This window comes from Rhizobium zaerense, from assembly GCF_051810725.1.
In the GTDB taxonomy this organism is placed as follows: domain Bacteria; phylum Pseudomonadota; class Alphaproteobacteria; order Rhizobiales; family Rhizobiaceae; genus Rhizobium; species Rhizobium leguminosarum_I.
Map to the genome: position 1 here is coordinate 1,938,539 of NZ_CM132690.1, position 26,954 is coordinate 1,965,492.

The 26,954-nt window shown below is 61.6% G+C and carries 25 protein-coding genes and 2 pseudogenes; 8 read left to right on the forward strand and 19 right to left on the reverse strand.

Annotated elements, in window-relative coordinates; genetic code table 11:
* Nucleotides 1–30 precede the first annotated feature (30 nt).
* From ACS4RR_RS09190 to ACS4RR_RS09210, 5 genes and pseudogenes are all read right to left on the reverse strand, one after another.
* Nucleotides 31–183: pseudogene (locus ACS4RR_RS09190) on the reverse strand (winged helix-turn-helix transcriptional regulator); the annotation flags it as partial.
* 4 nt (nt 184–187) lie between these two features.
* Nucleotides 188–1,033: an anti-sigma factor family protein gene (locus ACS4RR_RS09195; RefSeq protein WP_456189992.1), complete on the reverse strand. Its 846-nt coding sequence runs from the start codon at nt 1,031–1,033 to the stop codon at nt 188–190.
* A 2-nt stretch (nt 1,034–1,035) separates the two neighbouring features.
* Nucleotides 1,036–1,545: an RNA polymerase sigma factor gene (locus ACS4RR_RS09200; protein WP_017965361.1), complete on the reverse strand. Its 510-nt coding sequence runs from the start codon at nt 1,543–1,545 to the stop codon at nt 1,036–1,038.
* 187 nt (nt 1,546–1,732) lie between these two features.
* On the reverse strand, nt 1,733–2,293 hold the full coding sequence (locus ACS4RR_RS09205) for a tetratricopeptide repeat protein (protein WP_064247836.1): 561 nt from the start codon (nt 2,291–2,293) through the stop codon (nt 1,733–1,735).
* A 159-nt stretch (nt 2,294–2,452) separates the two neighbouring features.
* A complete protein-coding gene (locus ACS4RR_RS09210; RefSeq protein ID WP_162116574.1) occupies nt 2,453–3,361 on the reverse strand; it encodes a metallophosphoesterase family protein in 909 nt (302 codons plus the stop codon).
* A 73-nt stretch (nt 3,362–3,434) separates the two neighbouring features.
* On the opposite strand from ACS4RR_RS09210, the gene ACS4RR_RS09215 reads away from it, so the two are divergent.
* A complete protein-coding gene (locus ACS4RR_RS09215) occupies nt 3,435–3,911 on the forward strand; it encodes an NUDIX domain-containing protein (RefSeq protein WP_456189993.1) in 477 nt (158 codons plus the stop codon).
* Nucleotides 3,912–3,991: 80 nt separating this feature from the next.
* On the opposite strand, the gene ACS4RR_RS09220 is transcribed toward ACS4RR_RS09215, so the two are convergent.
* Entirely contained in the window at nt 3,992–5,002 is a 1,011-nt protein-coding gene (locus ACS4RR_RS09220) for a glutathione S-transferase family protein (protein WP_026154256.1), read from the reverse strand.
* A 194-nt stretch (nt 5,003–5,196) separates the two neighbouring features.
* Between ACS4RR_RS09220 and ACS4RR_RS09225 the strand changes: the two genes are divergently transcribed.
* Nucleotides 5,197–5,760, forward strand: a complete 564-nt coding sequence (locus ACS4RR_RS09225; protein WP_162116502.1) for a GNAT family N-acetyltransferase — start codon at nt 5,197–5,199, stop codon at nt 5,758–5,760.
* Nucleotides 5,761–5,969: 209 nt separating this feature from the next.
* Here the strand turns inward: ACS4RR_RS09225 and ACS4RR_RS09230 are convergent.
* The 6 genes from ACS4RR_RS09230 to ACS4RR_RS09255 form a co-directional block, all read right to left on the reverse strand.
* Nucleotides 5,970–6,918 (reverse strand): IS630 family transposase gene (locus tag ACS4RR_RS09230; protein ID WP_260109160.1). Its coding sequence is split into 2 segments (ribosomal slippage): nt 5,970–6,581 and nt 6,583–6,918, totalling 948 coding nucleotides; the frame shifts between segments, so codons are not numbered across the junction.
* A 90-nt stretch (nt 6,919–7,008) separates the two neighbouring features.
* The gene (locus tag ACS4RR_RS09235) at nt 7,009–7,425 is read right to left on the reverse strand and encodes a GNAT family N-acetyltransferase (RefSeq protein WP_260109159.1); all 417 of its coding nucleotides are present in this window, start codon (nt 7,423–7,425) and stop codon (nt 7,009–7,011) included.
* 4 nt (nt 7,426–7,429) lie between these two features.
* The gene (locus ACS4RR_RS09240) at nt 7,430–9,499 is read right to left on the reverse strand and encodes a hypothetical protein (RefSeq protein WP_260109158.1); all 2,070 of its coding nucleotides are present in this window, start codon (nt 9,497–9,499) and stop codon (nt 7,430–7,432) included.
* A 1-nt stretch (nt 9,500) separates the two neighbouring features.
* Entirely contained in the window at nt 9,501–12,314 is a 2,814-nt protein-coding gene (locus tag ACS4RR_RS09245; RefSeq protein ID WP_456189994.1) for a DUF4159 domain-containing protein, read from the reverse strand.
* Nucleotides 12,311–13,231, reverse strand: coding sequence for a DUF58 domain-containing protein (locus ACS4RR_RS09250; RefSeq protein ID WP_162116506.1), 921 nt, complete (start codon nt 13,229–13,231; stop codon nt 12,311–12,313). The genes ACS4RR_RS09245 and ACS4RR_RS09250 overlap by 4 nt, the downstream gene beginning before the upstream one ends.
* 13 nt (nt 13,232–13,244) lie before the next feature.
* Nucleotides 13,245–14,255, reverse strand: coding sequence for an AAA family ATPase (locus tag ACS4RR_RS09255; protein WP_017965351.1), 1,011 nt, complete (start codon nt 14,253–14,255; stop codon nt 13,245–13,247).
* Nucleotides 14,256–14,413: 158 nt separating this feature from the next.
* Here ACS4RR_RS09255 and ACS4RR_RS09260 point away from each other — a divergent pair, with 158 nt between their 5' ends.
* Genes ACS4RR_RS09260 through ACS4RR_RS09270 form a run of 3 tightly spaced genes read left to right on the forward strand, consistent with a single transcriptional unit; the run spans nt 14,414 to nt 16,934 of the window.
* Nucleotides 14,414–15,037, forward strand: a complete 624-nt coding sequence (locus ACS4RR_RS09260) for a DUF1285 domain-containing protein (protein WP_017965350.1) — start codon at nt 14,414–14,416, stop codon at nt 15,035–15,037.
* On the forward strand, nt 15,034–15,684 hold the full coding sequence (locus ACS4RR_RS09265) for a CoA pyrophosphatase (protein ID WP_017965349.1): 651 nt from the start codon (nt 15,034–15,036) through the stop codon (nt 15,682–15,684). Before ACS4RR_RS09260 ends, ACS4RR_RS09265 begins: the two co-directional genes overlap by 4 nt.
* A complete protein-coding gene (locus ACS4RR_RS09270) occupies nt 15,681–16,934 on the forward strand; it encodes a CCA tRNA nucleotidyltransferase (RefSeq protein WP_260296744.1) in 1,254 nt (417 codons plus the stop codon). Before ACS4RR_RS09265 ends, ACS4RR_RS09270 begins: the two co-directional genes overlap by 4 nt.
* Here the strand turns inward: ACS4RR_RS09270 and ACS4RR_RS09275 are convergent, their stop codons facing one another.
* The 3 genes from ACS4RR_RS09275 to hemF form a co-directional block, all read right to left on the reverse strand.
* A complete protein-coding gene (locus ACS4RR_RS09275) occupies nt 16,935–17,120 on the reverse strand; it encodes a DUF1059 domain-containing protein (RefSeq protein ID WP_003565542.1) in 186 nt (61 codons plus the stop codon).
* A gap of 114 nt (nt 17,121–17,234) precedes the next feature.
* Nucleotides 17,235–17,504, reverse strand: a complete 270-nt coding sequence (locus ACS4RR_RS09280) for a hypothetical protein (RefSeq protein WP_017965347.1) — start codon at nt 17,502–17,504, stop codon at nt 17,235–17,237.
* A gap of 103 nt (nt 17,505–17,607) precedes the next feature.
* Nucleotides 17,608–18,519 carry an oxygen-dependent coproporphyrinogen oxidase gene (hemF, locus tag ACS4RR_RS09285; protein ID WP_260109155.1) on the reverse strand — a complete coding sequence of 304 codons (912 nt, stop codon included), beginning with the start codon at nt 18,517–18,519 and terminating at the stop codon, nt 17,608–17,610.
* Nucleotides 18,520–18,698: 179 nt separating this feature from the next.
* On the opposite strand from hemF, the gene ACS4RR_RS09290 reads away from it, so the two are divergent.
* Nucleotides 18,699–18,959 carry a hypothetical protein gene (locus ACS4RR_RS09290; protein WP_017965345.1) on the forward strand — a complete coding sequence of 87 codons (261 nt, stop codon included), beginning with the start codon at nt 18,699–18,701 and terminating at the stop codon, nt 18,957–18,959.
* A 3-nt stretch (nt 18,960–18,962) separates the two neighbouring features.
* Here ACS4RR_RS09290 and ACS4RR_RS09295 read toward each other — a convergent pair.
* Nucleotides 18,963–20,608 (reverse strand): annotated as a pseudogene (locus tag ACS4RR_RS09295) (Na/Pi cotransporter family protein).
* A gap of 209 nt (nt 20,609–20,817) precedes the next feature.
* Nucleotides 20,818–21,279 (reverse strand): tRNA (cytidine(34)-2'-O)-methyltransferase, encoded by a 462-nt coding sequence (locus tag ACS4RR_RS09300; RefSeq protein WP_260296742.1) that lies wholly within the window; start codon nt 21,277–21,279, stop codon nt 20,818–20,820.
* A 386-nt stretch (nt 21,280–21,665) separates the two neighbouring features.
* On the opposite strand from ACS4RR_RS09300, the gene ACS4RR_RS09305 reads away from it, so the two are divergent.
* Entirely contained in the window at nt 21,666–23,522 is a 1,857-nt protein-coding gene (locus ACS4RR_RS09305) for an ABC transporter ATP-binding protein (protein ID WP_456189995.1), read from the forward strand.
* A 111-nt stretch (nt 23,523–23,633) separates the two neighbouring features.
* On the opposite strand, the gene ACS4RR_RS09310 is transcribed toward ACS4RR_RS09305, so the two are convergent.
* The gene (locus ACS4RR_RS09310) at nt 23,634–23,864 is read right to left on the reverse strand and encodes a ribbon-helix-helix domain-containing protein (RefSeq protein WP_026154255.1); all 231 of its coding nucleotides are present in this window, start codon (nt 23,862–23,864) and stop codon (nt 23,634–23,636) included.
* A 162-nt stretch (nt 23,865–24,026) separates the two neighbouring features.
* On the opposite strand from ACS4RR_RS09310, the gene ACS4RR_RS09315 reads away from it, so the two are divergent.
* Nucleotides 24,027–25,940 carry an ABC transporter ATP-binding protein gene (locus ACS4RR_RS09315; protein ID WP_456189996.1) on the forward strand — a complete coding sequence of 638 codons (1,914 nt, stop codon included), beginning with the start codon at nt 24,027–24,029 and terminating at the stop codon, nt 25,938–25,940.
* Here the strand turns inward: ACS4RR_RS09315 and ACS4RR_RS09320 are convergent.
* Nucleotides 25,896–26,828, reverse strand: coding sequence for an endonuclease/exonuclease/phosphatase family protein (locus ACS4RR_RS09320; protein ID WP_456189997.1), 933 nt, complete (start codon nt 26,826–26,828; stop codon nt 25,896–25,898). The genes ACS4RR_RS09315 and ACS4RR_RS09320 overlap by 45 nt on opposite strands.
* Nucleotides 26,829–26,954 lie beyond the last annotated feature (126 nt).

Consider the following 26,954-nt stretch of genomic DNA (forward strand, 5'->3'; position numbering starts at 1 on the left):
CTCAGGCCGCGACCGCAGCAATTCAAAGTGTTACAGCGTCCTATCCGCGTCTGAAAAGATGCGCTGCGCCGTCGCGCGGCGCGGCCTGACGATGCAGTCGGCGATATCGCCGGCTTCGTTGCGCGCCTCGGCATGGCGCTGGCCCCGTTGGCAGAGCGCCAGCAGCACCGGCTCGAGGCCGAGGCAATCAGATCGCGGTGGCGATCTCCATGGCGAGGTGTCCGAGGGTTGCCTCGGCGGAGGGGCCGGCAAGCACATACGAGGTGCCGGCATTGTGCCAGGTCACGAGGCCGATCTCGTCCTTGATCGTTTCCTTGAAGTCGTCGGTCTCGGGCGGCTGCGCGTCCTTGCGGAAACAGATGGAGATAACGTCGCCGTCGGCGTTGGAATAAACGAGCTGCCCGACAGGGCGGCTGTCGCCGAGGATGACGCGCGCGCCCTGGAAGGTCCAGGCTTCGGCGCTGAGATCAGGCACACGGAAGGGCACGCCGATCGCGGTCGTCAGCCAGCTGGAGATTTCCTCGGCCTGCGAGGCAGGCACTTCGACGAGATGGCGGGGCTGGCGGATCAGCAGGCGCTGATAGGCGGTGACGTCGCCCAGCCAGTCGTTGGTATTGGTCGGTGCCGTATTGGTGGTGGCCATGGTGGCGATCTCGTCGGCATCGGGGGCTGCGCCGACGAAATAGCCGATGCCGCAACCGACGACGAAGAGGATGAGAGCGGCGGCCAGCGCCTGCGGGCCGCTCGGCGCCAGTTTCACCTGCGGACGCGTGGCGCGCTGGGCGATCGGCGTTTTTGGCGGCTGCGTGCTCTTGATGGAGCGGACGAGGGCGAGCGGCACCGGCTCCTTGAGGATATCGTCGAGGCGGCGGCGGCCAAAATCGGCGCCGTGACGCAGCTTCTCATGCAGCCGGCGCGCATTCTCGTCACTTGCCAGACGCTGTTCCAATTCGTGCCGCTGTTCGGGCGAGACTTCGCCGTCGAGAAGGGCGGTGAGCTGGGCTTCGAGCGGCAATTTCCTAAAATCGAGCAAATTCAGTACCTGTGGATCGGGTGAGTGCCGGCGAGCCCGGCGAAATGCAGCCTCGCGGTGGCGAGCTGAGAGACGACGTTTGTCAACGGAATGCCCATGATGTCGGCCGCCTGCTGATAGCTGTGGCCTTCGACGTCGACGAGCAGGAACATGCTGGAAACGCCATCCGGCATATCGGAAATCATGTGATGGATGGTGTCGGGATCGACCGCAGCCGAGCGTTCGCGCGCGGCCTCGCGAATATCGGTGACGTTGCCGCGGACGGAAGCCTTCGGCTTGCGCTTGCGGATGTCGTCAGTCCATTGCTGGCGGGCAAGCGTGTAAATCCAGCTTTCCAGCCGGCCTTCGCCGCTCCATTGATGACCTTTGGAAATGGCGCGCTGACAGACGGCCTGAACGAGTTCATCGGCCACGGCAACCTCACCCGCGAGCGTGATCGCGAAGCGGCGAAGGCGGGGTAGGAGGCCGACGAGATCACGCCGGAGATCGATGGTCGTTGCGGGCTGACGCATTGTCTATCCAAGAAGCATTCACAATGGTCTCGCGGACGAAGGGTTCGCCGTCGGGCGCGAAACCGACTTTATCGACGCTGTCGATGCATGAGCTTTATGAAACAAGTCTCCTGCACTTCGCAAGCATCCGGTCGTCTTCATCCCTCTTTCCCGAGAGATTTTCGTATTGTGGCCCGCAAAGCTTGCGTCAATATGTCTTGTAGCCGTTCAAGCTTTGCAGCAGGGAGCGATAGGCCCAGGTGCCTTCGCCGCCGCGATCACGGATTTCGACAAGCTGGACGCGGGCGCCCTGGATGTCTCCCTGTTCCACCAGCGCCATGCCCATATAGGAGCGGGCGAGGATATAATTCTCATCCGCCTGCAGCGCCTTGCGGTAGTAGGACATGCCGAGCTCCATGCGGCCGGCCTTGCGATTGGCGTAACCGAGATAGTTCAGGACGCGCGGGTCGTTCTGGTTGCGAGCGAGATTGAGCACCGTGATTGCGTTGTCATACTGCCCGGCATATGCAAACTCGCGGGCGAACTGATAGAGATCGTCGTCATTGAAGCTGCTCTTCTTCGGGTTGACACATTCTTTCTTGGCCTTGTCCCAGACCTTGCCGCCGGTGCAGGTCTTGGTCGTCTGGGTCTTCGGCGGCGGATTGGTGTCATCGTTGCTGTCGCCGGCCGCAAAAGCGGCCGTGGCGATGCCGAAGGCAAAGCCGGCGGCGAGCGAAAGTCTGGACAGGTAACGGAAAGAAGAAGTCATCGGCGCGCTCCATTCTCAGGCAATGCAGTTGCTCGGATTGTACGCTTACCACTAAAAATACCAAGAGGGTAAGCAACCTCCATGGCAAATGTTGCGACGGTGGCCCGATGTCCTCGCAGATCGATTCAAGTGCTGCATAAAAAGCGTTCAGAAGTGACGCTAAGGCGCGAAAATATCGGCACTTTCCGGCATCACCGCGTCGCCGGCCCTGTTGAGGCTGAAGCGCTCGCCGCTGAGCTCCCAGGCGCCGGGAGAGCCGTCGATGGAGAAGAGGTTGTAGGCGGCGGGCGGCTTGACGCTACCCGGTCCCTGCGAGGCTGAGGCAATGCCGACGACCGGCACCGGCTGCACCTGGCCGCGCAGCCAATGCAGCGTGTTCAGGTGCGTATGACCGTGTAGCACGAGTTCGGCGCCGCCCGTCGAAATCACGGCGGCGAAGCGGCGGATGCCGATCATCCGTTTGTAGAAGGCCGTGGCGCCGCGGATTGGCGGATGATGGATCATGACAACGCGGAAGAGCCCGGCTTCCCCAGCCGCGCGCAACATGTTGACAGTATCGCGGGCCTGTCGCGCGCCGAAAAAGCCGGAGGCGGCGAAGGGAGGAGTGGCGACCGCCGTCGAGCAGCCGACAATCGCGACTTTGCCGCGAACACGCAGATAGGGGAAGATATGGCGGTCGTCCTGCCACTGCGGCGGAGCCAGATCGCCGCGGACATAATCATACCAGGCGCGCATCGACTTCTCATAGGCGCCTGGTACATAGGCGTCATGATTGCCGGGAACGACTGACGTGTTCGCGGGATCGCCGAACGCGCGCAGCCATGCAGCCGCGGCGCGAATCTCAATGCCGCTCGCCAGATTGACGAGGTCGCCGGTGACGGCCAGGTGATCGGCCTGGTGGGCGCGAATGTCGTCGAGCAGCAGATCCAACGTGCTGCCGAAAAGGTGCTTGCGTCGATTTCGATGCCAGTTCACAAAGCCTGTTATGCGTTTTGAAAACAGCTCTTGAACGGAAAGACTGGGCAGCGGCCCGAGGTGGACGTCGGAGATATGCGCGAGCTTGAACATGTTACGAGACATAGACCAGCTTATTGACAAATCAAACACATCGGGCGCGATGAAGAGCTGAAACGGAGTGATAGTGGATAAAGAGAACCGGCCCCTTCACATGAGGCTGGCATTGCGCCTGCTGCATGTCTATTTCAGTTTCGTCCGCAGCATGACCGTGGGCGTGCGGGCCGCTTGTTTCGATGCGGACGGGCGCATCTTTCTCGTGCGCCACAGCTATGTCGGCGGCTGGCATATGCCAGGCGGCGGGCTGGAGCGCAACGAGACGGTCGAGGAAGCGCTTGCCAAGGAATTGCGCGAGGAGGGCAACCTCAGGATCATCGGCAAGCCGCAGCTGATCCAGGTCTATTTCAATACCACGACCACAAGGCGCGACCATGTCGTCTTCTACCGGGCGACCGTCGAGCAGACGGCTCCGCGGCCGCCGGACTGGGAGATATCCGACAGCGGCTTCTTTTTCCTCGACAGCTTGCCCGAGGGCACGACCAAGGCGACGTATCGCCGTCTCGCGGAGCTTCGCGGCGAGCGGGAGTCCGACCACCGCTGGTGAACCTCAGGCGGCGGCAAGCGACTGCATAATTTCTTAAATCGGAATCGATTTAGGGATAAAATTTGCAGCAATTCGAAGTGCTACAGCGTCCTTTGCACGTCTAAAAAGGCGCGCGGCGTTGTAGTGCGGCCGTGCGGACTGTCGAGATCGAGCGCCGGGCCGACGGGAACGATGCCGGTCGGATTGATCGTTTTGTGGCTGCGATAATAGTGCTGCTTGATGTGGTTGAGGTTCACCGTCTCGGCAACGCCTGCGGTTTGATACAGGTCTCGCAGATAGCCCGGCAGGTTGCGGTAGTCGGCGATGCGGCGGATGTTGCACTTGAAATGGCCGACATAGACAGCGTCGAAGCGCACCAACGTGGTGAACAGGCGCCAGTCAGCCTCGGTCTGGCGGTTGCCGAAGAGGTAGCGGCCCTTGCCAAGGCGCTCGTCGAGCATGTCGAGCGTTTCGAACAGCTTGCCGACGTTTTCTTCATAGGCTTGCTGGGTGGTGGCAAAGCCCGCCTTGTAGACGCCGTTGTTGACGGTGTCGTAGACGATAGCGTTCAGCGCATCGATGTCGGAGCGAAGGTCCTCGGGATAAAAATCGGCTGTCGAGCCGGTCAGCCCGTCGAAGGCGCCATTGAACATGCGGATGATCTCGGCGGATTCGTTGTTGACGATCGTGCCGGTCTTCTTGTCCCAGAGCACGGGAACGGTGACGCGGCCGGAATAGCGCGGATCGGCCCTGACATAGATCTGCCAGAGCGTGGTGGCGTCGAAGAGGTGGTCGCCGGTGGCACCGCCGCCGACCTTGAACTCCCAGCCGTTCTCGAGCATCAGCGGATCGACGACGGAGACCGAGATCAGCTCTTCGAGCTTCTTCAGCTTGCGGAAGATCAGCGTGCGGTGCGCCCAGGGGCAGGCGAGCGAGACATAGAGATGGTAACGCCCGGCCTCGGCCTTGAAGCCACCACTGCCCGAAGGGCCGGCCTCACCGTCCGATGTCACCCAGTTGCGGAACTGCGAGGGCTGCCGCTTGAAATGGCCCTTGCTCTCCTTCGTGTCGTACCAGACGTCATGCCAGACGCCATCCACCAGCATTCCCATGGTCTTCATTCCCTTCATTGCGTGTTGGAACGGAAGATATCGCAGATGCCAGGGCTTTACAGGCGACAAAGATTGAACAGTGCGTCACGTCGCGCATTTTGCGTTGGACGGCGGAAATTTTTCCTGCTATCGGCGTTTTCACGATTTTCGGACCCCTGCCTGATGTTCATTTCCAGAAACCCGCGACGACGCTGATGCTCCCGAACGCCCTAGGCGTGTTCGAGACCCATCAATCTGTCCATCCGGTTTCTGTCATCATGTACAAGCACGATCTCGTCTACCTCACTGAAGACGCGTCTCATGACGCCGCCATCGAACACATCAACGAAGAAGCCTTCGGTCCGGGCCGCTTCACGCGCGCTGCCGCGCGCATCCGTGAGCAGGGGCCGCATGATCTGTCGCTCTCCTTCATCTGCACCGATAACGGTGAGACGATCGCCTCCGTGCGTATGACGCCGGTACTGGCCGGCACGGTGAAGGGCCATCTGCTTGGCCCGCTCGCCGTCCGCCCCTCCCACAAGAACAAGGGCATCGGCCGGGAACTGGTGCGGATCGCGGTGGAGGCGGCAAGGCGCAAGGGCTCGGAAGCCGTCATCCTCGTCGGCGACCCGCCCTATTACGGCCCGCTCGGTTTCGAGAAGGTCGCCTACAATGCGCTTTCTTTTCCAGGCCCGGTCGATCCCGGTCGTGTGCTTGTCGTTCCGATTGCCGACGGCGTGCAGGCGCGGCTGAAGGGCACGATCGCTTGGCGTGAATGATTTAGAGCGCTACGCGTCCTTTCGGACGCACAAAGGACGCTCTAACACTTTGACTCTACGCATCGTGCTTTCCGAAAATCGATTCCGGCTTTCGGGCCGATGCGCCAGAGCAATTCCAGCAAAAGTGCACAGCGTCCAGAATTGCGTGAAAACAAAGAGATAGAGCACTTTCGTGGTTCGACGAAAAACGGAAAGTGCTCTAGAGCGTTTCAGGTTTTGACGGAAGCGTATCCGGCATTGTCGAAGTAGTTGCTGCATTCGCTGGGCTCGATGGTTGTGACGAGGTGTCCGATGTGGCGCCAGGTGTCATCGATGGTTCGCTTCTGAGCCAGGCGCATCCAGTGCTTGATTTTGGCGAAAGCCTGTTCGATCGGATTGAGGTCGGGGGAGTATGGCGGCAAGTACCAGAGCCGAGCACCAGCGTTGCGGATCATCTGACGGATGGCGGCCGACTTGTGGGAGCCGAGATTATCCATCACGACGATGTCGCCGGGTTTGAGCACCGGTACGAGTTGCTGCTCGACATAGGCGCGAAAGCACTCACCGTTGATCGGTCCATCGAAGACACAGGGTGCGGTAAGCCGATCGCAGCGCAACGCGCCGAGGAAAGTCAGGGTGCGCCAATGTCCGTGCGGCGCGAAGCTGCGCAGGCGTTTGCCCTTCGGCCCCCACCCTCGAAGCGGCGCCATGTTGGTCTTGATCCAGGTTTCATCGATGAAGACCAGCCGTCTTGGATCGAGGCCAGCCTGCCAGGATCGCCAGCGCTGTCGCCGTCGCGCGACGTCAGCGCGCGCCTGCTCAAGGGCGAACAGTGTTTTTTTTGAACCGCAATCCCTCACGCCGCAGGAACTGCCATACCGTATCGTGGGATACCTTCACCCCTCGCGCGGCCAGCTCTTCCTTCAACCTGTGCAGTGACACATGCGGCGTCTGGTTGATCCGCTCCACGATAAACGCCCGATGCGGCTCCAGAACCCGCTTGCGGTGGCCGCCCATCTTCCCAGGCGCGACAGATCCGCTCGAACGATAACGCTGCGACCACTTTACCGCTGAAGACACGGCAATACCGAACCGCGCCGCAACCGACCGGCAGCTCTCACCGGCTTCGATTGCAGCAACAACACGCTCACGAAGATCATTGGAAAGAGGTCGCGTCATTCGATGCTGGCCTCCACTCCAGCCAGCATCTTGAATCACAAAACACACAAAAACGGAATCCCTTCCGATTCAACTAAATCCGGATACGCTCTAGAGACTTTTCCGGAGGAAGCTGCGCGTGCGGCCTTCCGGGAAATCCTCAAGCTCCCCGAAGACCTCATAACCCTGGCTGAGGTAGGCGCGCAGAGCCCGCGGGTTGAACGTGTCGATCCAAGCGCCGCGGCATCCCCGGGCTCTCGCCTCTTCTTCCGCCTTTGCGAGGATATTGCCTGATATACCGGTGCCGCGCAGTGTGTCGGGAATGTAGAGCATCTGGGTGAAAAGCCAGCCCCAGGCGGTAAAACCGGAAAGACCGCCCGTCACCTTGCCGTCGGTATCGCGGATGAGGACCGCAAGCGGCCGGCGATCCGAGGGGCCGACATCGCTGTTGTTGAACGCCGAGAGCGCGTCGGTGATTGCCGCGAGCTCTTCTGTCGAGGGCGCGGCGGTGAGCTCGAATTCCGGCATGAGATTACCGCCCTTCGCGCCACCACATGGCGCCGAAGGCGAGCAGCAGGATGCCGACGCCGGCGAAACCGGCAAAGAGCGGCAGCGTGTTGATGCCCTTCAAGACGGTCTCGCTGGTCATGCGGATCATCATGCGATCGTTGTCGGAGACGCGCACCTGGCCGCGCACCGGCAGGATCGGCGGCACCGAGATCGCGCCATTTGCATTGGAGACGCGGGCGACGAGACCCTTGCTTCTGTCGGCGACCGGTTTCAGCAAATCGGTCGTCGAGATCATCGCCTTGAATTCCGGTGCATCGACGGCGCCGATATGGACAAGCGTCGACAGATTGCCGTTGCGAATTTCGAAGAGACCGATTTCGTCCATCCTCTTCTCGGCCTTGTAGAGGCCCGGTTCGGACTGGGTAAGCGGCAGAGTTTCGGTCTTGCCGGAAGGATAACGCACGGTGGCGTTGCCGGGATTGTCGCCGATCGTCTGGCGCGTGATCTCAAGGGTCCGGCCGGAGGCGCGCGCCGTCAGCGCTTCTTCCTCGAGCGCCGGCTCCTTCATCAGCCAATGGGCGATACGGCGATAGAGCGAAACGTTCGGACCGCCGCCTTCGAAGCCGCGCGCCCAGAGCCAGCCCTGATCGGAAAGCAGCATGGCGACGCGGCCCTGACCAGCCCGGTTCAGAACCAGCAGCGGGTGATTGTCGGCGCCGAGCATGATCGTCTCGCCCTGCGGCCGGTCGACATCGACGCTGCGGAACCAGCGGCCCCAATGCGGCGGGTCCTCGCCCGACCCGTCAAGGCCGCGCGTGACGGGATGTTTGCGGCCTTCCTCGGAGAGGCGGGGATAGAAGGCCTTTTCGATCATCTCTCCAGTCGGCGTTGCCGGCAGGACCGAGGAAAGTGGCGTCAGTGCAATGGAATCGGGGCCAGCGTGCTCGGGACCGGCGGCGATCAGCAGCGCGCCGCCGTTGTCGACATATTGCGTGATGTAATCGTAATAGAGCAGCGGCAGCACGCCGCGGTGTTGGTAGCGATCAAAGATGATCAGGTCGAAATCCTTGATCTTGTCGACGAAGAGCTCACGCGTCGGGAAGGCGATCAGCGACAGCTCGTTGATCGGCGTTCCGTCCTGTTTTTCCGGCGGACGCAGGATGGTGAAGTGGACGAGATCGACCGACGCATCGGATTTCAGCAGGTTGCGCCAGGCGCGCTCGCCGGCATGCGGCTCGCCGGAAACGAGCAGGACGCGGAGATTCTGGCGGATGCCGTCGATGACGTGGACGGCACGGTTGTTGGCGGTGGTGACTTCGCCGGGAAGGGCTGCGACCGAGAATTCGAGCACATTGCTGCCGCCACCCGGCACCTTGAAGGAGAAGGGCGTATCCTGCCCGGGTGTCGCCTGCAGGGTGGCGATCTCGTCACCATTCAGCTTCACCGTGACATCGGCCGTGCCGCCGGGGCTCGGACCGTCGTCGAAGACGCGCAAGATTACCTGCTGCTCTTCGTTGACGATGCCGAAGCGCGGCCCCTTGATGACTTCGATGCGGCGATCGAATTCGTTGGCCTTGCCGGTTACGAGACCATGGATCGGCGCGTCGAAACCGAGCGCCTGATTGGCGGCCGGAACATCATGGACTTCACCGTCGGTCAGCATGATGGCGCCGCCGATACGGGCGGGCGGGACATCGGCAATGTTGGCCGACAGCGCGTCGAACAGGCGCGTGGACGGCACGTCGGAATTGACGTCGCCTTCGACATCGACGAAGCGGGGCTCTATCTGGGGGAAGCGGGCGAGCTGTCCTTTGAGGGCAGCAAGCGCATCGTCGGTCATCTTGACGCGATCGGGCGTCTGCTGGCTCTGGCTTCGATCGACAAGAACGGGGACGATCGTCGACAACTGATCCCTGTCTTCCTGCAGGAGCACAGGATTGGCAAGCGCGGTCAACATGGCGAGTGCTGCCAGCGTTCTGATCCAGGCGCCGCGGATGCCGCGCCAGATCGCGAAGACGGCGACGATCGTGCTGACGGCAGCCAATGCGGCCAAAACAGGCCAAGGCAGGAAGGGCGAAAAGTCGAACGTCATCTCATTGTCCTAACCGTTCGAGGAGGTCGGGAACATGGACCTGGTCGGTCTTGTAGTTGCCGGTCAGCATATACATCATGATGTTGACACCGGAACGGTAGGCATATTCGCGCTGCGTTTCATCCGACGGCACGGTTGGCAGCATCGGTACGCCATTGTCGTCGATCGCCCAAGCGCCGGCGAAATCATTGCCGGTGATCAGGATCGGCGAAACGCCGTCGGCTGTCGCCGCCGATTTTTCGCTCGGCCCCTGACCGCCCTGCCGGGACTCGATCCAAAGCGGGCTGCCGGTATAACGACCGGGAAAGCTCGACAGGAGATAGAAGGACTTCGTCAGCACATGGTCTGATGGTACCGGTTCGAGCGCCGGAATATCGAGATTGGCGAGGATTGTCTGCAGCCTCTCTCCGTTGGCGCTGACATTGCCGCCATTGTCCAATGCGCTGATCTGATCGCGCGTATCGAAAAGCACAGTGCCGCCATTGCGCATATAGGCGTCGATACGGCTGATCGCTGCCGTCGACGGCATCGGCGCAGTCGCCGAAACCGGCCAATAGATGATCGGATAGAAGGAGAGCTCGTCTTTGGTGAGGTCGATGCCCACGGGCGGTGCCGGCTCCAGCGTCGTGCGAAAAGTCAGGAACTGGGTCAGTCCCTCGAGACCGCGCTCGGATATATTGTCTACCTCCTGTTCGCCGGTAACGACATAGGCGAGGTGTGTATTATCAAGCCTCTGCAAGATGAGGTCGTCGCCGGGCCGGGAGTCGTCGGCGTGAAGCGTGCCGGGTTGGATGAGAAAGCCGGCGCCGACGGCGACCGCGATCATCGCTGTGGTGCGGACAGCCGGGCGCAATCGCGAGAATGCGCCATTCATGAACAGAACGATCAGGCTATCGGCCAAGAGCAGCAGAAAGGCTGCGAGAAAGAGTGCGGGTTTTGCCGACCAGCTTTCGCCGCCGATCAGGCCTTCGCGCACGGCATTGGTCCCTGTTGTGTCGAGCGGCGTCAGTTCGGCGTTCTCGGGCAGCACGTTCAGGGAGGTGAAACCGTCCTCCGAACCGTAGAGCCCGGGCGGGTTGTCGAAATTCGCCGTCGGTTCGGCTCCGGCTTGCGGGATGAGCGGCCGCGCCGAACCCGTCTCGGAGACGAGCGTGCCCTTGGCCGTCAGCATACGGAATGGCGGCAGGGTTTCGGAGACACGCGCATTGCCGCGCGCTTCCGAAGTCACGCCGCCCGAGCGCGATATCTGCAGGAGGTGACGCAGCATGTCGACGAAAGTGCCTGAGATCGGCAGATTGGACCAGGTTGCTTCCGCGGTGACGTGAAACAGGACGATCTGGCCGGATGCGAGCTGCTTCATCGTCACGAGCGGCGTGCCGTCAGCCAGGTTCGCCCAGGTGCGTTCGGCAAGATCGGGTGTCGGTTCGGCAAGCACCTGCCGCTTGACGACGACATCGGCAGGACGCGCTATTCGGGCGAAAGGTCCGAAACTTGGAAATTCGGCAAGTGACTGCGGCTCGCTCCAGGACAAAGTGCCGCCCAGCGCCCGTTCTCCCTGGCGCAGGATGACGGGGATCAGCGGATCGTCCGCAGGGGCTGCCGCCATGCGCGGGCCGGCAAAACGCAGGAGCATGCCGCCATTCGATATCCAGCGCGTCAGAGGCTCGTAGGTCTCCTCCGGCAGCCGGCCGATATCGGCCATGATGATGATGGAGGGATTGCTGGCGAGAAGTTTTGGTATTGCGACCGAAAGATCGGAATCGGCGGGTTGGATCAGATCCGCGTAGGGCTGCAGCGCTCGCTGGATATAATAGAGCGGCGAGAGCAGCGGCTGGAACTCATCCCCTCCTTCGCCCGACAGCAAGACGACGCGACGGCGCTTGAATGCATCGTCGAGAAGGTGGACGGCGCCTGCGGTGGCACCGTTGTCGACGCTGACGCCTGCGAAATCGTTGCGCATCTCGAAGGGTGCGGTGATCGAACTCGTCGCGACGCTCTGGCCGGGGCGGAAGTCCACCCTACCGTTGGCGATCGAGCGGCCCTGGGTATCGACGGCGTTCAACGCCACGGATGCGGCATGCGAGGTATTGAGCCGAGTGACCTTTACGGTCATGGCGTCTGCCGCATTGTTGGCGGCGGTGATCGCCACTGTCCGCGCGGCATCGCCTTCGATCAGGCGCAGATCGGCGGGCTGGAGTTCGGCGAGCCTGCGCACCGTCGGGTCGTCTGGCTTGGCGGCGGCGCCGTCGGTCAGGAAGGCGAGGGTACCAGGCTTGATGCCATTCATCGCGGCGCGCAGCGCCTGGAAGGCGCGTTCGCGGTCCGGCACAAGCGGTCGTGGCTCGGCGGCGCGCAGCTTGTCGCGGGCGGCAGCGGCGGTGCCGGGCACGGCGTCGTTGGTCGGATCGGCGGTGAAGGCGATCGACACAGGCGTGCCGGCGGATTCGGCATCGTCTATCAATGCGTCGGCGGTCTGGATGCGGCGCTCCCAGTCCGGTGCCGCCGCCCAGCTGTTGTCGACGAAGAGGACGAGCGGGCCACCTGATGCGAGCGAACTGGTGCGCGGATTGAAAACCGGATCGGCGATCGCAAGGATGATGGCGGCGGCGAGCAGCATGCGCAGCAGCGTCAGCCACCACGGGCTTTGCGCCGGCGTCTCCTCGCGCTTCAGCACGGAGGCGAGGATCTTCAGCGGCGGGAAGACTTCGGTCTTCGGACGTGGCGGCGTCAGCCGCAGCAGCCACCAGATGACGGGCAAGGCAAGGAGCGCGCCTAGAATGGCGGGATAGGCGAAAGCGAAGGGAAGGGCGTTCATAGCTGCCCTCCATGCGTAGCCTTGGCCGGCATGCCGGACAGATACACGTGCACCGCGACCAGCGCCTCCGACGCAAGGTGATCGGTGCGGTGGCTCGCGAAGGTCCAGCCGAGATGGCGCAGCGACTGGCCGAGGCTGTCCCTGCGGGCGAGATAGGCGGTGCGATAGGCCTCGCGGATATGTTCGGCGCGGCCGGAGATAAGCTTGGCGCCGCTCTCCGGATCTGTGAATTCGGTGCGGCCGCTATAGGGGAATATCTCTTCGGCGGGATCTGATATCTCGACCACGTGGCCGCGCAGGCCGCGGCGGGCAAGCGGGCCGAGCCGTTCCATGATTGCCGGCGCATCGTCGAGGAAATCGCCGATGAGGACGAGGTCGCTCCAGCCGCGGATCATCGCCGTTTCCGGCAGGCCGCCGGTCAGCGGTGTGTGCATGAGCGCGGCTGCGAGGCGTTCCGCGGCGTTGCGGGCGGAAGCGGGTTCCATGATGCCGGGGCAGCCGATGCGTTCGCCGGAGCGGGCGAGGATTTCGGCAAGCGCCAGCATGATGACCAGCGCACGGCTTTCCTTAGAGACGCTGCCATAGCTCGACTTGTACATCATCGAGGGCGACATGTCGCACCAGAGCCAGATCGTGTGCGCGGCCTCCCACTCGCGCTCGCGCACGTAGGTATGGTCGTCGCGGGCGGAACGGCGCCAGTCGATGCGGGACAGGCTCTCGCCTTCGGCATAAGGGCGAAACTGCCAGAAATTCTCGCCGATGCCGCGCTTGCGGCGACCATGCCAGCCGGCGATCACAGTGTTGGCGATGCGCTTGGCTTCCACCAGGCAGTCCGGCACCAACGCGGCCCGCTGCCTGGCGCGGGAAAGGGCATCGCTGCCGGGTGTCGGATTGACGATCTGTCCGATAGATGCCACGCGTCCGGCTTCCTTATCCCTTTGCCTGCTTGACCAGTCCGGCGATGACATCGCGCACCGACATGCCTTCGGCGCGGGCGGCGAAAGTCAGCGCCATGCGATGCTGGAGAATGGGTTCGGCGAGCGCGAAGATATCGTCCAGAGACGGTGCGAGACGGCCTTCGTAGAGCGCGCGGGCACGCGCGCAGAGCATCATCGCCTGGCCGGCGCGCGGGCCTGGACCCCAGGCGACGTTCTTGTCGGTCGAGGCATTGCCCTGTCCTGGGCGGGCGGAGCGTACCAGCGCCAGGATGGCATCGACAACCGTGCCGCTCACCGGCATCTGCCGCACCAGGGTCTGGATTTCGATCAGCCGCTGCGCATCGATGATGGCTTCCGGCCGGGTTTCGCCCAAGCCCGTCGTCTCGAGCAGGATCTGGCGCTCGGCCGCAAGTTCGGGGTAGTTGACATCGACTTGCAGCAGGAAGCGGTCGAGCTGGGCTTCGGGCAGAGGATAGGTGCCTTCTTGCTCGAGCGGGTTCTGGGTGGCAAGCACATGGAAGGGCGCGGGCAGGTCATAGCGCTGGCCGGCGATCGTGATGTGATATTCCTGCATGGATTGCAGAAGGGCCGACTGGGTACGCGGTGAGGCGCGGTTGATCTCGTCGGCCATCAGGAGCTGGGCGAAGACCGGACCCTTGACGAAACGGAAGGAGCGGCGTCCACTGTCGTCCTGGTCCATCACCTCGGAGCCGAGAATATCCGAGGGCATCAGATCGGGCGTGAACTGGATGCGGTTGGCGGCAAGGCCGAGCACCTCGCCGAGCGTCGTCACCAGTCTGGTCTTGGCAAGGCCGGGAACGCCGACGAGCAGGGCATGACCGCCGGACAGCACGGCGAGAATGGTGTTCTCGACGACGCTTTCCTGACCGAAGATCACCTTCGAGACTTCCCCGCGGATGGCGGCGATATCGGAGAGCGCTTTTTCGGCGGCGGCGACGATCGCCTTTTCATCGAGGCTGGCTTCGGTCTTCATCATACCCACGGGCATCTCCAACGGCTGAAATCATTCGGCAGCGAATCGGCGGACTTATACATGTGCCTCATACCCGATAGAGTTATGGAGATGTGACGGGCTGACAAGTTCGTTACGAATGACTATCTCGTGACTTTACTTCGTTAAGGACAAACCGGGACGGAAGAATGGCAGCCGAGGAAATCAGCGGACAGGCGGATGCGGCGGGACTTGCCGCGCTGATTTTGCGTGCCTCTGAGGAAAATGCCGGCAAAAAACGAGGATTACCGCCAGTCGAACGGTGGAATCCGCCTTTCTGCGGCGATATCGACATGGAAATCCGGGCGGACGGCACCTGGTTCTACATGGGCACGCCGATCGGCCGACCGGCGCTGGTGCGGCTGTTCTCGACGGTTTTGAGGAAAGACGACGACCAGAAGACCTATCTCGTAACTCCTGTGGAAAAGGTCGGTATAAGGGTCGTCGACGCGCCTTTCATCGCCGTGGAGATGAGCGTGACGGAGGGGCAAGGCCAACAGGTGCTGACTTTTCGTACCAATGTCGGCGATGTCGTGGAGGCGGGAGGAGAGCATCGGCTGCGCTTTGCCATTGCGGGCGAGAATGCCGAATTAAAACCCTATCTGCATGTGCGCGGGCGGCTGGAGGCGCTGGTATCGCGTGCAGTGATGTATGAACTGGTCGCGCTCGGCGAGACTTTCAAGGTGGAGGGGCAGACGATGTTTGCGATACGCTCCGCCGGCGAAGTCTTCCCGATTATGCCGGCCGACGAACTGGATGCTCTTTGCCGATGAATGATGCGATCACCCACCGCTACCCGCTGTTTTCCGCAGCCGAATTCCGCCGCCGCGCGCTCAACCAGAATGGCGGGCCGGTCGACCATGCCTGGCGCGATCACGGGGACCACATCCTCAATCCCGATATCGTGGCCGAGGTCGAGACCTTCAAGCTGCGCGACGCCGCCGTGCTCGTGCCCGTCGTCGATGACGGCGAGGAGGCGTATGTGATCTTCACCAAGCGCACGACGACGCTGCGCAAGCATTCCGGGCAGATCGCCTTTCCCGGCGGCTCGATCGACCCCGCCGATATCTCGCCCGAAATGGCAGCGATCCGTGAGACGGAGGAGGAGATCGGCCTGGCCGGTTCTTTCGTCGAAACCGTCGGACGACTGCCGAATTACCTTGCCTCGACGGGCTTCCGCATCACGCCGGTGCTCGGCGTCGTCACGCCGGGCTTTGCGCTGACGCTGAACCCGACCGAGGTGGACGACGTGTTCGAGGTGCCGCTTTCCTTCCTGATGGATCCTGCCAATCACACCCGCGACAGACGTGTCATCGACGGCATCGACCGGCATTTCTACCGCATGCCTTATGAAACCAGAATGATCTGGGGCATCACCGCCGGCATCGTCCGTACGCTTTACGAAAGGCTTTATGCATGACCGGCCTTGCCGACCAAGCATGGTTCCGCGATCCGGCCCTCGGTCGGATCCTAGCGCTTCTCAACGCCGATGGCGGGGAAGGGCGGGTGGTTGGCGGTGCGGTGCGCAACAGCCTGATGGGCCTGCCGGTCAATGATGTCGACATCGCTACGACACTCAGACCGGAGGCGGTGATGGAGCGGGCGGCGGCGGCTGGCATCAAGGCAGTCCCAACCGGCCTGGAGCACGGCACGGTGACGCTCGTCATCGACGGCAAACCTTTCGAGGTGACGACTCTTCGCACCGATGTCGAGACCGACGGGCGGCATGCCAAGGTTGCCTTCAGCACTGACTGGAAGGCAGATGCCGAACGGCGGGATCTGACGATCAACGCGCTTTATGCCGATGCCGAGGGCGAGGTGGTGGATCTCGTTGGCGGACTTGCCGACATTGAGACGCGAAACATCCGCTTCATCGGCGATCCTGCAAGGCGAATTGCCGAGGACCATCTGCGCATCCTGCGTTTCTTCCGCTTCTTTGCCTATTACGGTTCCGGACGGCCGGATGCCGAAGGGCTGAAGGCATGTTCCCTCGCACGTTCGAAACTGAAGACGCTTTCGGCAGAGCGCGTCTGGTCTGAACTCAGAAAGCTGCTTGGCGCCGGCGATCCCGGCCGGGCGCTGCTTTGGATGCGGCAGGTGGCGGTGCTGACGGAAATCCTGCCGGAGTCGGAACGATGGGGGATCGATGCAATCCCTTCGCTGATTACCACCGAAAAGGCGCTCGGCTGGACGCCCGATCCACTGCTGCGCCTTGCGGCGATCGTGCCGCCGGATGCTGCGCGCATGGAGCTGCTTGCAGCCCGGCTCAAGCTCTCGAATGCGGAGACGGCCACCCTCAAGGCCTGGGCAACGGCAGCGCCTGTTAACGACGATATGTCGCCGGCCGCCTTCGAACGGCTGCTTTACCGCAACGGCGCCGACGGCATCACGACGCGGCTGAAGCTGGCGCTTGCGGTTGCGCGCGGCAAGGCCGAAGGTGATTTCGACGAGATGGCGCGGTCGGCGCGGCTCATCAAGCTGCTGGACAAGGCAATGCACTGGAAGAAACCGCAGTTTCCGCTGAACGGCGGCGATGTGATTTCGGCGGGAATCGCGTCCGGTCCGCGTGTCGGCGAGCTGCTTGCCGCTCTGGAAAACCAGTGGGTGGAGGAAAATTTCGTTTCCGACCGGGCGGCGCTGCTCGCCCGGCTGCAGGAGCGCGTGCAATAATCAGGCTGCGTTCACCTCGTCGCGGATGCGAGCCTTGATATTATCCACCATGTTTTCGCGGATCGTGGTTTCGCCGTGAGCATTTTTCAGGTGCTCGACGGCACGGCGGACCACCTCGGCGTCGCTATCCGCCCTTGTATGCCAGGCGCAGCCCGGAACGAGAGTGCCGCATTCGAAAAGTCGCATGATCTTCTCCTCTGTTCGAAACACAATGACGGTCGCGATCGTACGCGGTTTATGAATGTGCGGGGGGAGGGAAGGTTCCGGCCGGCATCGACATGCCGGCCAGCAAAGGCAAAGTCAGTCGGGCATCGCCCAGGCTTTGTAGGTATCCAAGAGATGGCGGGGCATGTTGCTGTTGGCGGCCGCTGCTTCATTCTGCAGCTGTTCCGGCGACTTTCCGCTGGCCAGTTGCAGCTTGACCTGCTCGACGAAGCAGGACAGCGGCAGATCCGAGCCGCTCTTGGCCCGCAGTTTCTCCGCGATGCGCGTTAAAAACTCAGGCGTGTCGATCGCGCGGGATGTTTCCTGGACATCCGTGGACGCAGGCGAGCCACCTTGTATCGTCATGACAATCCTCCTCCGATTGTTACGCACATACACATAAAGTTAGGACGCACTGAGTTTTCGTGAAGGTCTATCAACTCGAATTTATCGACGAGATCTCACAGTTTCATGGCCAGCGGACGACGGGGGGCAACGATGAGAGAATGGATTCAACGTTGCCGCCGGTCTTCAGGCCGAAGATCGTGCCGCGATCATACAGCAGATTGAATTCGACGTAGCGGCCCCGGCGGATCAATTGTTCGTCGCGGTCGGCCTCCGTCCACAATTTATTGAAATTGGAGCGGACGATCTTTGGATAGACCATGGAGAAGGCCCGGCCGACATCGCGCGTGAAGGCGAAATCGGCATCCCAGCCGCCGGCTTCCTCGCTCGAATGCAGCCAGTCGTAGAAGATGCCGCCGATGCCGCGGGCCTCGTTGCGGTGTTTCAGGAAGAAATATTCGTCGCACCAGGCCTTGTAGGCATCGTAATCGGCGACGGCATGATTGCGGCAGGCGATCTCCATGGCCTTGTGGAAAAGCTGGCTATCCTCATCCTCCTGCGTGCGGCGGCGCGACAGCACCGGCGTCAGGTCGGCTCCGCCGCCGAACCAGTGGCTTGATGTGACCACCATGCGGGTGTTCATATGCACCGCCGGAACGTTTGGGTTGACGGGATGAGCGATCAGGGAAATGCCCGAGGCCCAGAAACGCGGATCGTCCTTGGCGCCAGGTATCTGGCCACGGAAATCCGGAGAGAACTCGCCGTGGACTGTGGAGGTGTGGACGCCGACCTTCTCGAAGACGCGGCCTTCCATCATCGACATTCGGCCACCGCCGCCGGCGCCGTTTTCGCGTGACCAGTCCTTGGCGACGAAGCGGCCAGGCTGCTGGTCGGAAAGCGGCCCTTCCAGCTCATCCTCGATGGCCTCGAAGGAGGCGCAGATCGTATCGCGCAATCCCTCGAACCAATTGCGGGCAGCGGCCTTCTTGTCTTCGATGTCGCCGGGCAAGCCGATCGGCAGTTCAGGTCGTTCCATTTGCGCCTCCGGCGATCGACATCTCCTTCGGAGGCGACTCGCTCATTGTTGATTGCACGCCATAATTAGCAGTTGGTGCTGCATCTCGCCAAGCGTGGCCAATCACCGTCCGTGCGCTTCCAAGATTCGACTCGCAAATCAAGAATTTCGATATTACCTTTTCCAAGGAGGTAAGTTTGATGAAAAAAGTTCCAGGGCCTCCGTCCTTCGACGGCCTGAAGCGCAGGATAGCGAGACATCGGGCGGAAAATCCTCCGCGCAAGAAAGACCATTTCGTGCGTGAGACATATTGCCTCGGCCTCATGGACGCACGCGCCAAGGCGCGCGAATGGTTCGACGAATATCCGAAAGCCGCCTATTGGACCGAGGTGGAGAGTTGGCGTCAGCTCGACGGCGACCAGATCGAATTCACCATGCGCCGCCTGCCTTCGGCCGACTGACCGTCACTTTGCGGTCGCCCGCACGCGGCTTTCGATCAGCAGGCCGCTTTCATCCATGATCGGATGCGCCACCGAGACGATGTGGGCGTTGATGCGCTTCAGGTCGCGCAACATGTCGAGATGGAGCGAACTCGTCTGCAGGCTGTCGGTGCGGCCGTCACGCAGACGTTCGAGATGGCGCTCGGCAGACTGCTTTTCCATGCGGCGCACCTCTACTTTTACCTCCATCATCTGACGCGCGAGATTGAAATCGCGGGTGACGAAGATCGTCTGGGCGACCCGCAGATTGTCGATCGTCAGGTCGAACAGCTTGCGCAGTTCCTGATAACCGTCCTCGGAAAATTTCAGGCCAAGGGAGATCTTCTTCGCCACCTGCTCCGCTAGGCCCTTCTCGATGATATCGCCCATATGTTCGAGGTTGATCGCATAATCGATGACGACGATCGAGCGGCGGGCGTTCTCGTCGCTGAGACCCTCGCGGCCGAGCTTCGAGAGATAGACCTTCACCGCCTGCTGCAGCCGGTCGACGCGCTCTTCGAGGGCGGAATCTCGGCAAGTTTGGAGGGATCACCGTGTTCGAAGGCTTCGGACACCCGGATCAGCATGCGCTCGATCAGGTCGCCGACGCCGAGCACTTCGCGGGTAGCGCTGGCCAGCGCCACGACCGGCGTCGAAAGCTCCTGCGCATCCAGATATTTCGGAGCGCTGTCGGGCTCGGCTTGATCCGGCACCAGCCGGGCCATCAGGGCAGCGAGCGGCCGGGAGAATGGCCAGGCCAGCGCCGCCAGCAGAAGGTTGAAGGCAAGATGGGCATCGACCGGCAGCTTGGCAGGGCCGAAGGGCAGCATTTGAATGAGTTCCGCGCCATATCCTGCCAGCGGCAGGGCGATAAGGCAGCCGAGCGTGCGGACGGCGAGATTGCCGAGGGTGACGCGCCGCGCCGAAACCGGGCCGGACAATGTCGCGACGACAGGCGGTATTGCGCCGCCGAGATTGGCGCCGAGCACGAGCACGATGACGAGTTCTGCGGAAACCACGCCGGCCGAGGCGAGTGACAGGATGAGCACCACCACCGCAAGGCTCGACGAAGATGCGAAGGCAAGTGCTGCCGAGACGATCATCGCCACGGGCAGGGCGCCGTCCAGCAGGCCGATGAAAGCGGCAAGGGCGGGAGAGGCGCGCATCGGTTCCGTCGCAAGGCCAAGCAGGTGCAGCGACAGCAGCATCAGGCCGATGCCGATCAGCGCTGTGCCACCACCCTGGCTGGCGCTTGAACGGCCGCGGCAAAGCACGATGCCGGCAAGAATCAGGAGAGGAGAGAGCCATTCGATGCCCGTTGCCACGATCCAGGCGGTGATCGCGGTACCGACATTAGCGCCGAGCAGGACGATCTGCGCCATGCGCGGCTTGATCAGGTCACGCTCGACGAAGGAGGCCGTCATCAGTGCCGTTGCCGTCGAGCTCTGCAGCGCGATGGTTGCGACGAGGCCTGACAGGAAAGAACGAAGGCTGCCGCGCGTGCCGGTCGCCAGACCTGTTCTCAGGCGGGCGCCGAAGGCTCTGGATACGCCATCCTTTACCTGCGCGAGGCCGAACAGCAGCAGAGCCACGGCGCCGAACAGGTTGATCATGATAATTGTAGAGTCCATTTTGTTGTTTTATTCTTCTTTCACGTCCTAAGAGCGTGGTTTTTCTAAATAAAACTTTCCAAGCCGTTGGAATCTTAGAGGTCGGGGAGCAGTTTTGATTGTTCGGCTAATAAATATAAACCGGTTTGACGGCTTGGCAATGTCAATTTCCGACAATGCGGAGCTGATTTACGATTGCGCCGGATTATTCTCCGCCAGTCTGATGTGGTTCAAGCCCAGACAGTCTGGCGCATCGCCTCGCCGACGATCATCGCGGCCGAGACTGCGACGTTGATCGAGCGCTGGCCTTCGACCATCGGGATCAGGACGCGCGCATCGGCCCTCTCATGCACCTGATCCGGCACGCCGGCGCTTTCGCGACCGAAAAGCAGGATATCGTCCGTGCGGTAGGCAAGATCGGTATAGCGATCCGCCGCCTTGATCGAGGCGAGGATCAGGCGGCGGCCGGTGATCAGACGCCACGCCTCGAAGCGGTCCCAGCTGACATGGCGGGTGAGGGCGGCAGCGGCGATATAATCCATGCCGGCCCGTTTCAGGTTGCGGTCGGAAATGTCGAAGCCGGCGGGCTCGATCAGATCGACCGCGAAACCAAGGCAGGCGGCAAGGCGCAGGATCGTGCCGGTATTGCCCGGAATATCCGGCTGATAGAGTGCCAGTCTGAGTGAAGTCATGATGCGCCATCTTTCCGCTTTCACCGCCAAAGGCCTAATGCAACTGTGATTTCGAAGCAACATGACGCGTTTGGGCCCGAAAAGATGATTTCTCTGGCAGAATAGGGCTGGAAAATTCGTCGTTTTCGCGTTATCGGTGCATATCTTCAATCGCCAGCAAGGAGCGCCAGAATGAATATTTTGCTGTATGTGCGCCTCCCGGCCGTGATGCCAAGCGGTGCGATTTTCCGCCGATAGTGCGGCTTGCTTCCCTGAATTTCCTTTTCTGATCCATTGTGCGGCTGTCTCAGCCTCGCCCCTTGAACGTTCGGTTCCCATGTGTGCTTGCGTAGCGCTGGGATGGCGCGAAGCCGGGAGCCGGAACGCTGACGTTTCGGAGCAATTTCATGTTTGGCTGGTTCGAACAGCGACTCAATCCCTTTCCAAGCGAGGACCCCGTCGTCCCGCCGAAAGGCCTTTTTGCCTTCTGCTGGCACTACAGCAAGCCGGCCGCGCCCTGGCTCGGCCTGATGGCCGTGCTGACCGCACTGATCGCGATCGGCGAAGTGGCGCTCTTCCAGTTCCTCGGTGACATCGTCGACTGGCTGACCAATGCTGACCGCGCCACCTTCCTGGAGAGAGAAGGTCACAAGCTTTTCTGGATGGCGGCGCTGGTGCTGGTCGGCCTGCCGCTGACTGCCGGGCTCGATTCTCTCATCATGCATCAGATGATGCTCGGCAATTATCCGATGATCGCACGCTGGCAGATGCACCGCTTCCTGCTGCGCCACAGCATGTCGTTCTTTGCCAATGAGTTTGCCGGACGCGTCGCGACCAAGGTGATGCAGACGTCGCTTGCGGTGCGCGAAACGGTGATGAAGATCCTCGACGTCTTCGTCTATGTCGTCACCTACTTCCTGACGATGATCGTCGTCATCGCAGCGGCCGACTGGCGGCTGATGATCCCGATCCTCGTCTGGCTGGCGGTCTATATTAGCATCGTCGCCTATTTCGTGCCGCGGCTTCGCAAGATCGCGGCGGCGCAGGCGGATGCGCGCTCGATGATGACGGGACGCGTGGTCGACAGCTATACCAATATCGCGACCGTCAAGCTGTTTTCGCATGCGGGGCGCGAGGAGGTTTACGCCAAGCAGGGCATGGACGAGTTCCTGCAGACCGTGCACAAGCAGATGCGCAAGGTGACACTCTTCCATATCAGCGTCTACATGAACAACTGCATCGCGCTCTTCGTCATCTCGGGCCTATCGATCTGGTTCTGGCTGAATGGAGCGATCTCGGTCGGCGCCATCGCCATCGCCATCGGTCTTGCCATGCGTGTCAACGGCATGTCGCAATGGATCATGTGGGAAGTCTCGGCACTGTTTGAGAATATCGGCACGGTCTATGACGGCATGGAGATGATGAGCAAACAGCACGACATCGTCGACAAGCCGGGCGCACCCACCCTGACGGCGAAGAAGGGTGCGATCCACTACGACCGGATCCGCTTTCACTACGGCAAGAGCAAGGGCGTCATCGACAATCTTTCGCTCGACATCAAGGCGGGCGAGAAGGTCGGGCTGGTCGGCCGCTCCGGCGCCGGCAAGACGACACTGATGAACCTGCTGCTGCGCTTCTATGATTTGGAGGCCGGCCGCATCACCATCGACGGGCAGGACATCGCCGGCGTTTCGCAGGAAAGCCTGCGCTCGCTGATCGGCGTGGTGACGCAGGACACCTCGCTGCTGCATCGCTCGATCCGCGACAACATCGCCTACGGTCGCCCCGATGCAACGGACGCCGAGGTGATCGAGGCCGCCAAACGCGCGAATGCCTGGGAGTTCATCGAAGGTCTCGTCGACTTGCAGGGCCGCGAAGGGCTGGACGCGCAGGTCGGCGAACGCGGCGTCAAGCTCTCCGGCGGCCAGCGGCAGCGCATCGCGATCGCCCGCGTCTTCCTCAAGGACGCGCCGATCCTGGTGCTCGACGAGGCGACCTCGGCGCTTGATCTGGAAGTTGAGGCGGCGATCCAGGAAAACCTCTTCGCCCTGATGGAGGGCAAGACGGTGATCGCGATCGCCCATCGGCTTTCGACGCTGACGGAGATGGACCGGCTGATCGTGCTCGACAAGGGCCGGATCATCGAGGCCGGTTCGCACAGCGAACTGATCGCGGGAGGCGGCATCTATGCCGACCTCTGGAACCGCCAGTCCGGCGGCTTCCTCTCCGATCATGCCGAGGAAGCGGAAGTAGCGGCGCAATAAGATGCAATGAGGCCCTCTCCACGGAAGTGGGGAGGGCCTCTTGAATTCTTAGGGTGGCTATGAGCTTGCTGGACGGTTGCTGAAACCTGACCGCGTTTGCTTCTTAGACGTTCAAAGGCTGTCGGCCCAATCAATCGCGCGGTGATGTTCGATGAGGACGATGTTGTTGGCGGCGGCGATCGTGCGCAACGCTGTGATGCGGCGGCGCTCCTCCTGGTCGATCCAGGCGGTGATGGCCTCGGTGACGATTTCATCGCGCGGCAGCGCCAGGTCGATGGCCAGGGCATCCAGCCTTTCTGCAAGCGGAAGCGGAATATGCGCATCGAGCATTTTCGTTTCCATGGACGTTGTCTCCGGTGAAGCGCGATTGTAACGTCAGATTGTGACCGGTTGAGGGGCAGTCAATGCCGATGCCGCCGATGTTATCGATAATTACCAAAATATAACATTCTGTCCGCTTTTCATTCCCTTTGCCGGGTCGGCTAATCCGCCTATATCGCTTCTATGTTGCTGAAGCCCATCCTCCGCCGGTTCGAAACCTGGATCGACCCGTTCCGCCCACGCGCCAATCTCCAACCGCCGCGCTCGACGCTCGGATTCATCTGGTTCTATATCAGCCAGGCGAGGATGCCGTTTATCGCCATGCTCGTTCTCGGTGGGACATCGGCGGCAATCGAGGCTGCACTATTCTGGTTCGTCGGACGCTTGGTCGATATCCTCGGGAGCATCACGCCGGGTGCCGGCTGGAACGGTCTTCTCGCCGCCCATGGCGGCGAATTGTTCGGCATGCTCGCCCTTATCGGGCTCGTACGCTTCGTCGTCGCCTTCCTGATCGCACTCGTCGACCAGCAGGTGATCACACCGGGCTTCTACAATCTCGCTCGCTGGCAATCCTATCTCTACGTCTCCAGGCAGTCATTGTCGTTCTTCCAGAGCGATTTCTCCGGGCGCATCGTCACCAAGGTCTGGTCGGCGGGGCAAGCGACCGGCGATCTCGTCACCTCGCTGATGGAAAGCGTCTGGTTCGTCGGCATTTATGCCGTAACGACGCTCGTGCTCGTCGCCCGGCTGGACTTTTCCCTTGCCGCCGTCGTGCTGTTCTGGCTTGGCGCCTTCAGCCTGCTTGCGCGCCACTTCGTTCCGCGCATCCGCCATCATTCCCGCGAAACGGCGGAAGCCGGATCGATGCTGAACGGCAGGATGGTCGACTCCTACAGCAACATGCAGACGCTAAAGCTGTTTGCGCGCGATGAGGAGAGCGACCGCTATATGCGGCAGGGCTTCGATATCTTTCAGGATACGGTGCTGCGCTTCACGCGGTTCATCACCGGCGTCAGGGCCTCCATGGCGCTGCTCTCCGGCCTGATGATCGTGACGATGGCCGGGCTGAGCGTCGATCTCTGGCTGCGCGGCCTGGTCAGTTCGGGCGCGGTGGCATTCTCTCTGGCACTGGTGCTGAGGTTGAATTTCCTGCTCGGACGGCTGATGACGCAGTTCAACGGCATCATGCGCAATCTAGGCACCATCCAGAACGCCGCCGAACTGATCTCCCAACCTCTAGGGCTCGTCAATCGGCTTGATGCGAAAAACCTGGTGGTCCGGCAGCCGGGTATCCGCTTCGACAATGTTTCCTTCCGCTACGGCAAGGGTCATCAGCCGGTCGTCGAGAATTTCTCCCTGACCATTCGGCCCGGCGAGAAGGTCGGGATCGTCGGTCGTTCGGGCGCGGGGAAATCAACGCTGATGAACCTGCTGCTGCGCCTCTACGATATTCAGGACGGCCGCATTCTGATCGACGGCCAGGATATTGCAGCCGTGACGCAGGAATCGCTCAGGATGCAGATCGGCGTCGTCAGCCAGGACACCTCGTTGCTGCATCGTTCGGTGCGCGACAATATCCTGTTCGGACGGCCGGATGCCGGCGAGGACGGGCTGGTGGAGGCGGCGAGGCGCGCCGAAGCCATCGACTTCATCGCCCGCCTGCAGGATCAGCAGGGCCGTAGAGGTTTCGATGCGCATGTCGGCGAACGCGGCGTCAAACTGTCAGGCGGGCAGCGGCAGCGCATCGCCATTGCCCGCGTCATGCTGAAGGACGCCCCAATCCTCGTTCTCGACGAAGCGACGTCGGCGCTCGATTCGGAAGTGGAGGAAGCGATCCAGTCGAATCTCCATCGGATCATGGAAGGCAAGACGGTGCTTGCGATCGCCCATCGGCTGTCGACGATCGCCGCGCTCGACCGGCTGATCGTCGTCGATCTCGGCCGGATCATCGAGGAAGGCAGTCATGACGAACTGCTTCGTCACGGCGGGCTCTATGCCGAACTTTGGGCGCGCCAGTCCGGCGGCTTCCTCGCTACGGATGAGGACACGGGCTCAAGGATCGACGACAAATTCCGCCATGAGGCCAAAATGATTTGATCCGAAGCCGTTCTCGATGCGGCGCACCGATTTCAGCCGCAGCGGCGCCCGGGTAAAGACGTGATCGATCGGAATACCGAAGGCGCCGGCCCGGATCGGCCATGTCGCGGGCTCCAGCGATACCGTGCCCAAGCTTTGGGTGCGCATGAGATACTGCACGTCTGGCGCCAGAATCGACGTATTGAAATCACCGGAAAGGACGAGCGGTCCCGAAAGGGAAGGGATGATCTCCGCGAGATCCCAGATTTCGAGGCCGTGGAACTCATCGTAATAAGGTTTTGTCAGGTGCGCGGTGAGGAAATTGACCTTCTGGCCGTCGAAATCGATCGTCGAGATCGTCAGCCGATTGCGCCAGAGCAGGCCGAGATTGCGGATGTGGGGTTCGATCAGCGGACGTTTCGACAAGACCAGCGTATCGCATTGCTCCATGCCGACGCCGCATCCGATGTAATAGGGATAGGCCTTCAACAACCGCGGCAGTTCAGACAGCAGCGGTTCGGCCTCCAGGATGTTGACGACATCGGCGCCCGAGGCGATGACCATGTCGGCGATGTCAGGGCCGTTTGCGAAATTATCGTTCTCGATATTGAAGGACATCAGCCTGAACAGGGCCGGGCGGCTCTCCTCGACTGATGGTTCGATGAACTCGCGCATCATCACGACGCCGTGGACGGCAAGGACCACCGATACCGCGAAGGTCAGCAGCGCATACCAATGCCGCTTGACGAGAAGGGCTGCGACGGAGGCCACCACGCCGGCCACCGCCAGATGGACCTGGAAGCTGTAAAAGAACGACAGCAGATAGAAATCGGCAATGTATCGCAGAGAGACGATGGCGAGAACGAGGGTCGTGAGGACGCTGAATACGCAAAAAATCGTGTCTCTCATCCGCTCCGGTCCGGCTCGCTGGCGTGGCTGCGACTGCGCCTATCACGAGGCCGTTTTTGTTGCAATGCAACATAATGGCAAGCGCGTGTTTGCCTTAAAAAATTCCTCCGAAATTTCCCGCGACAT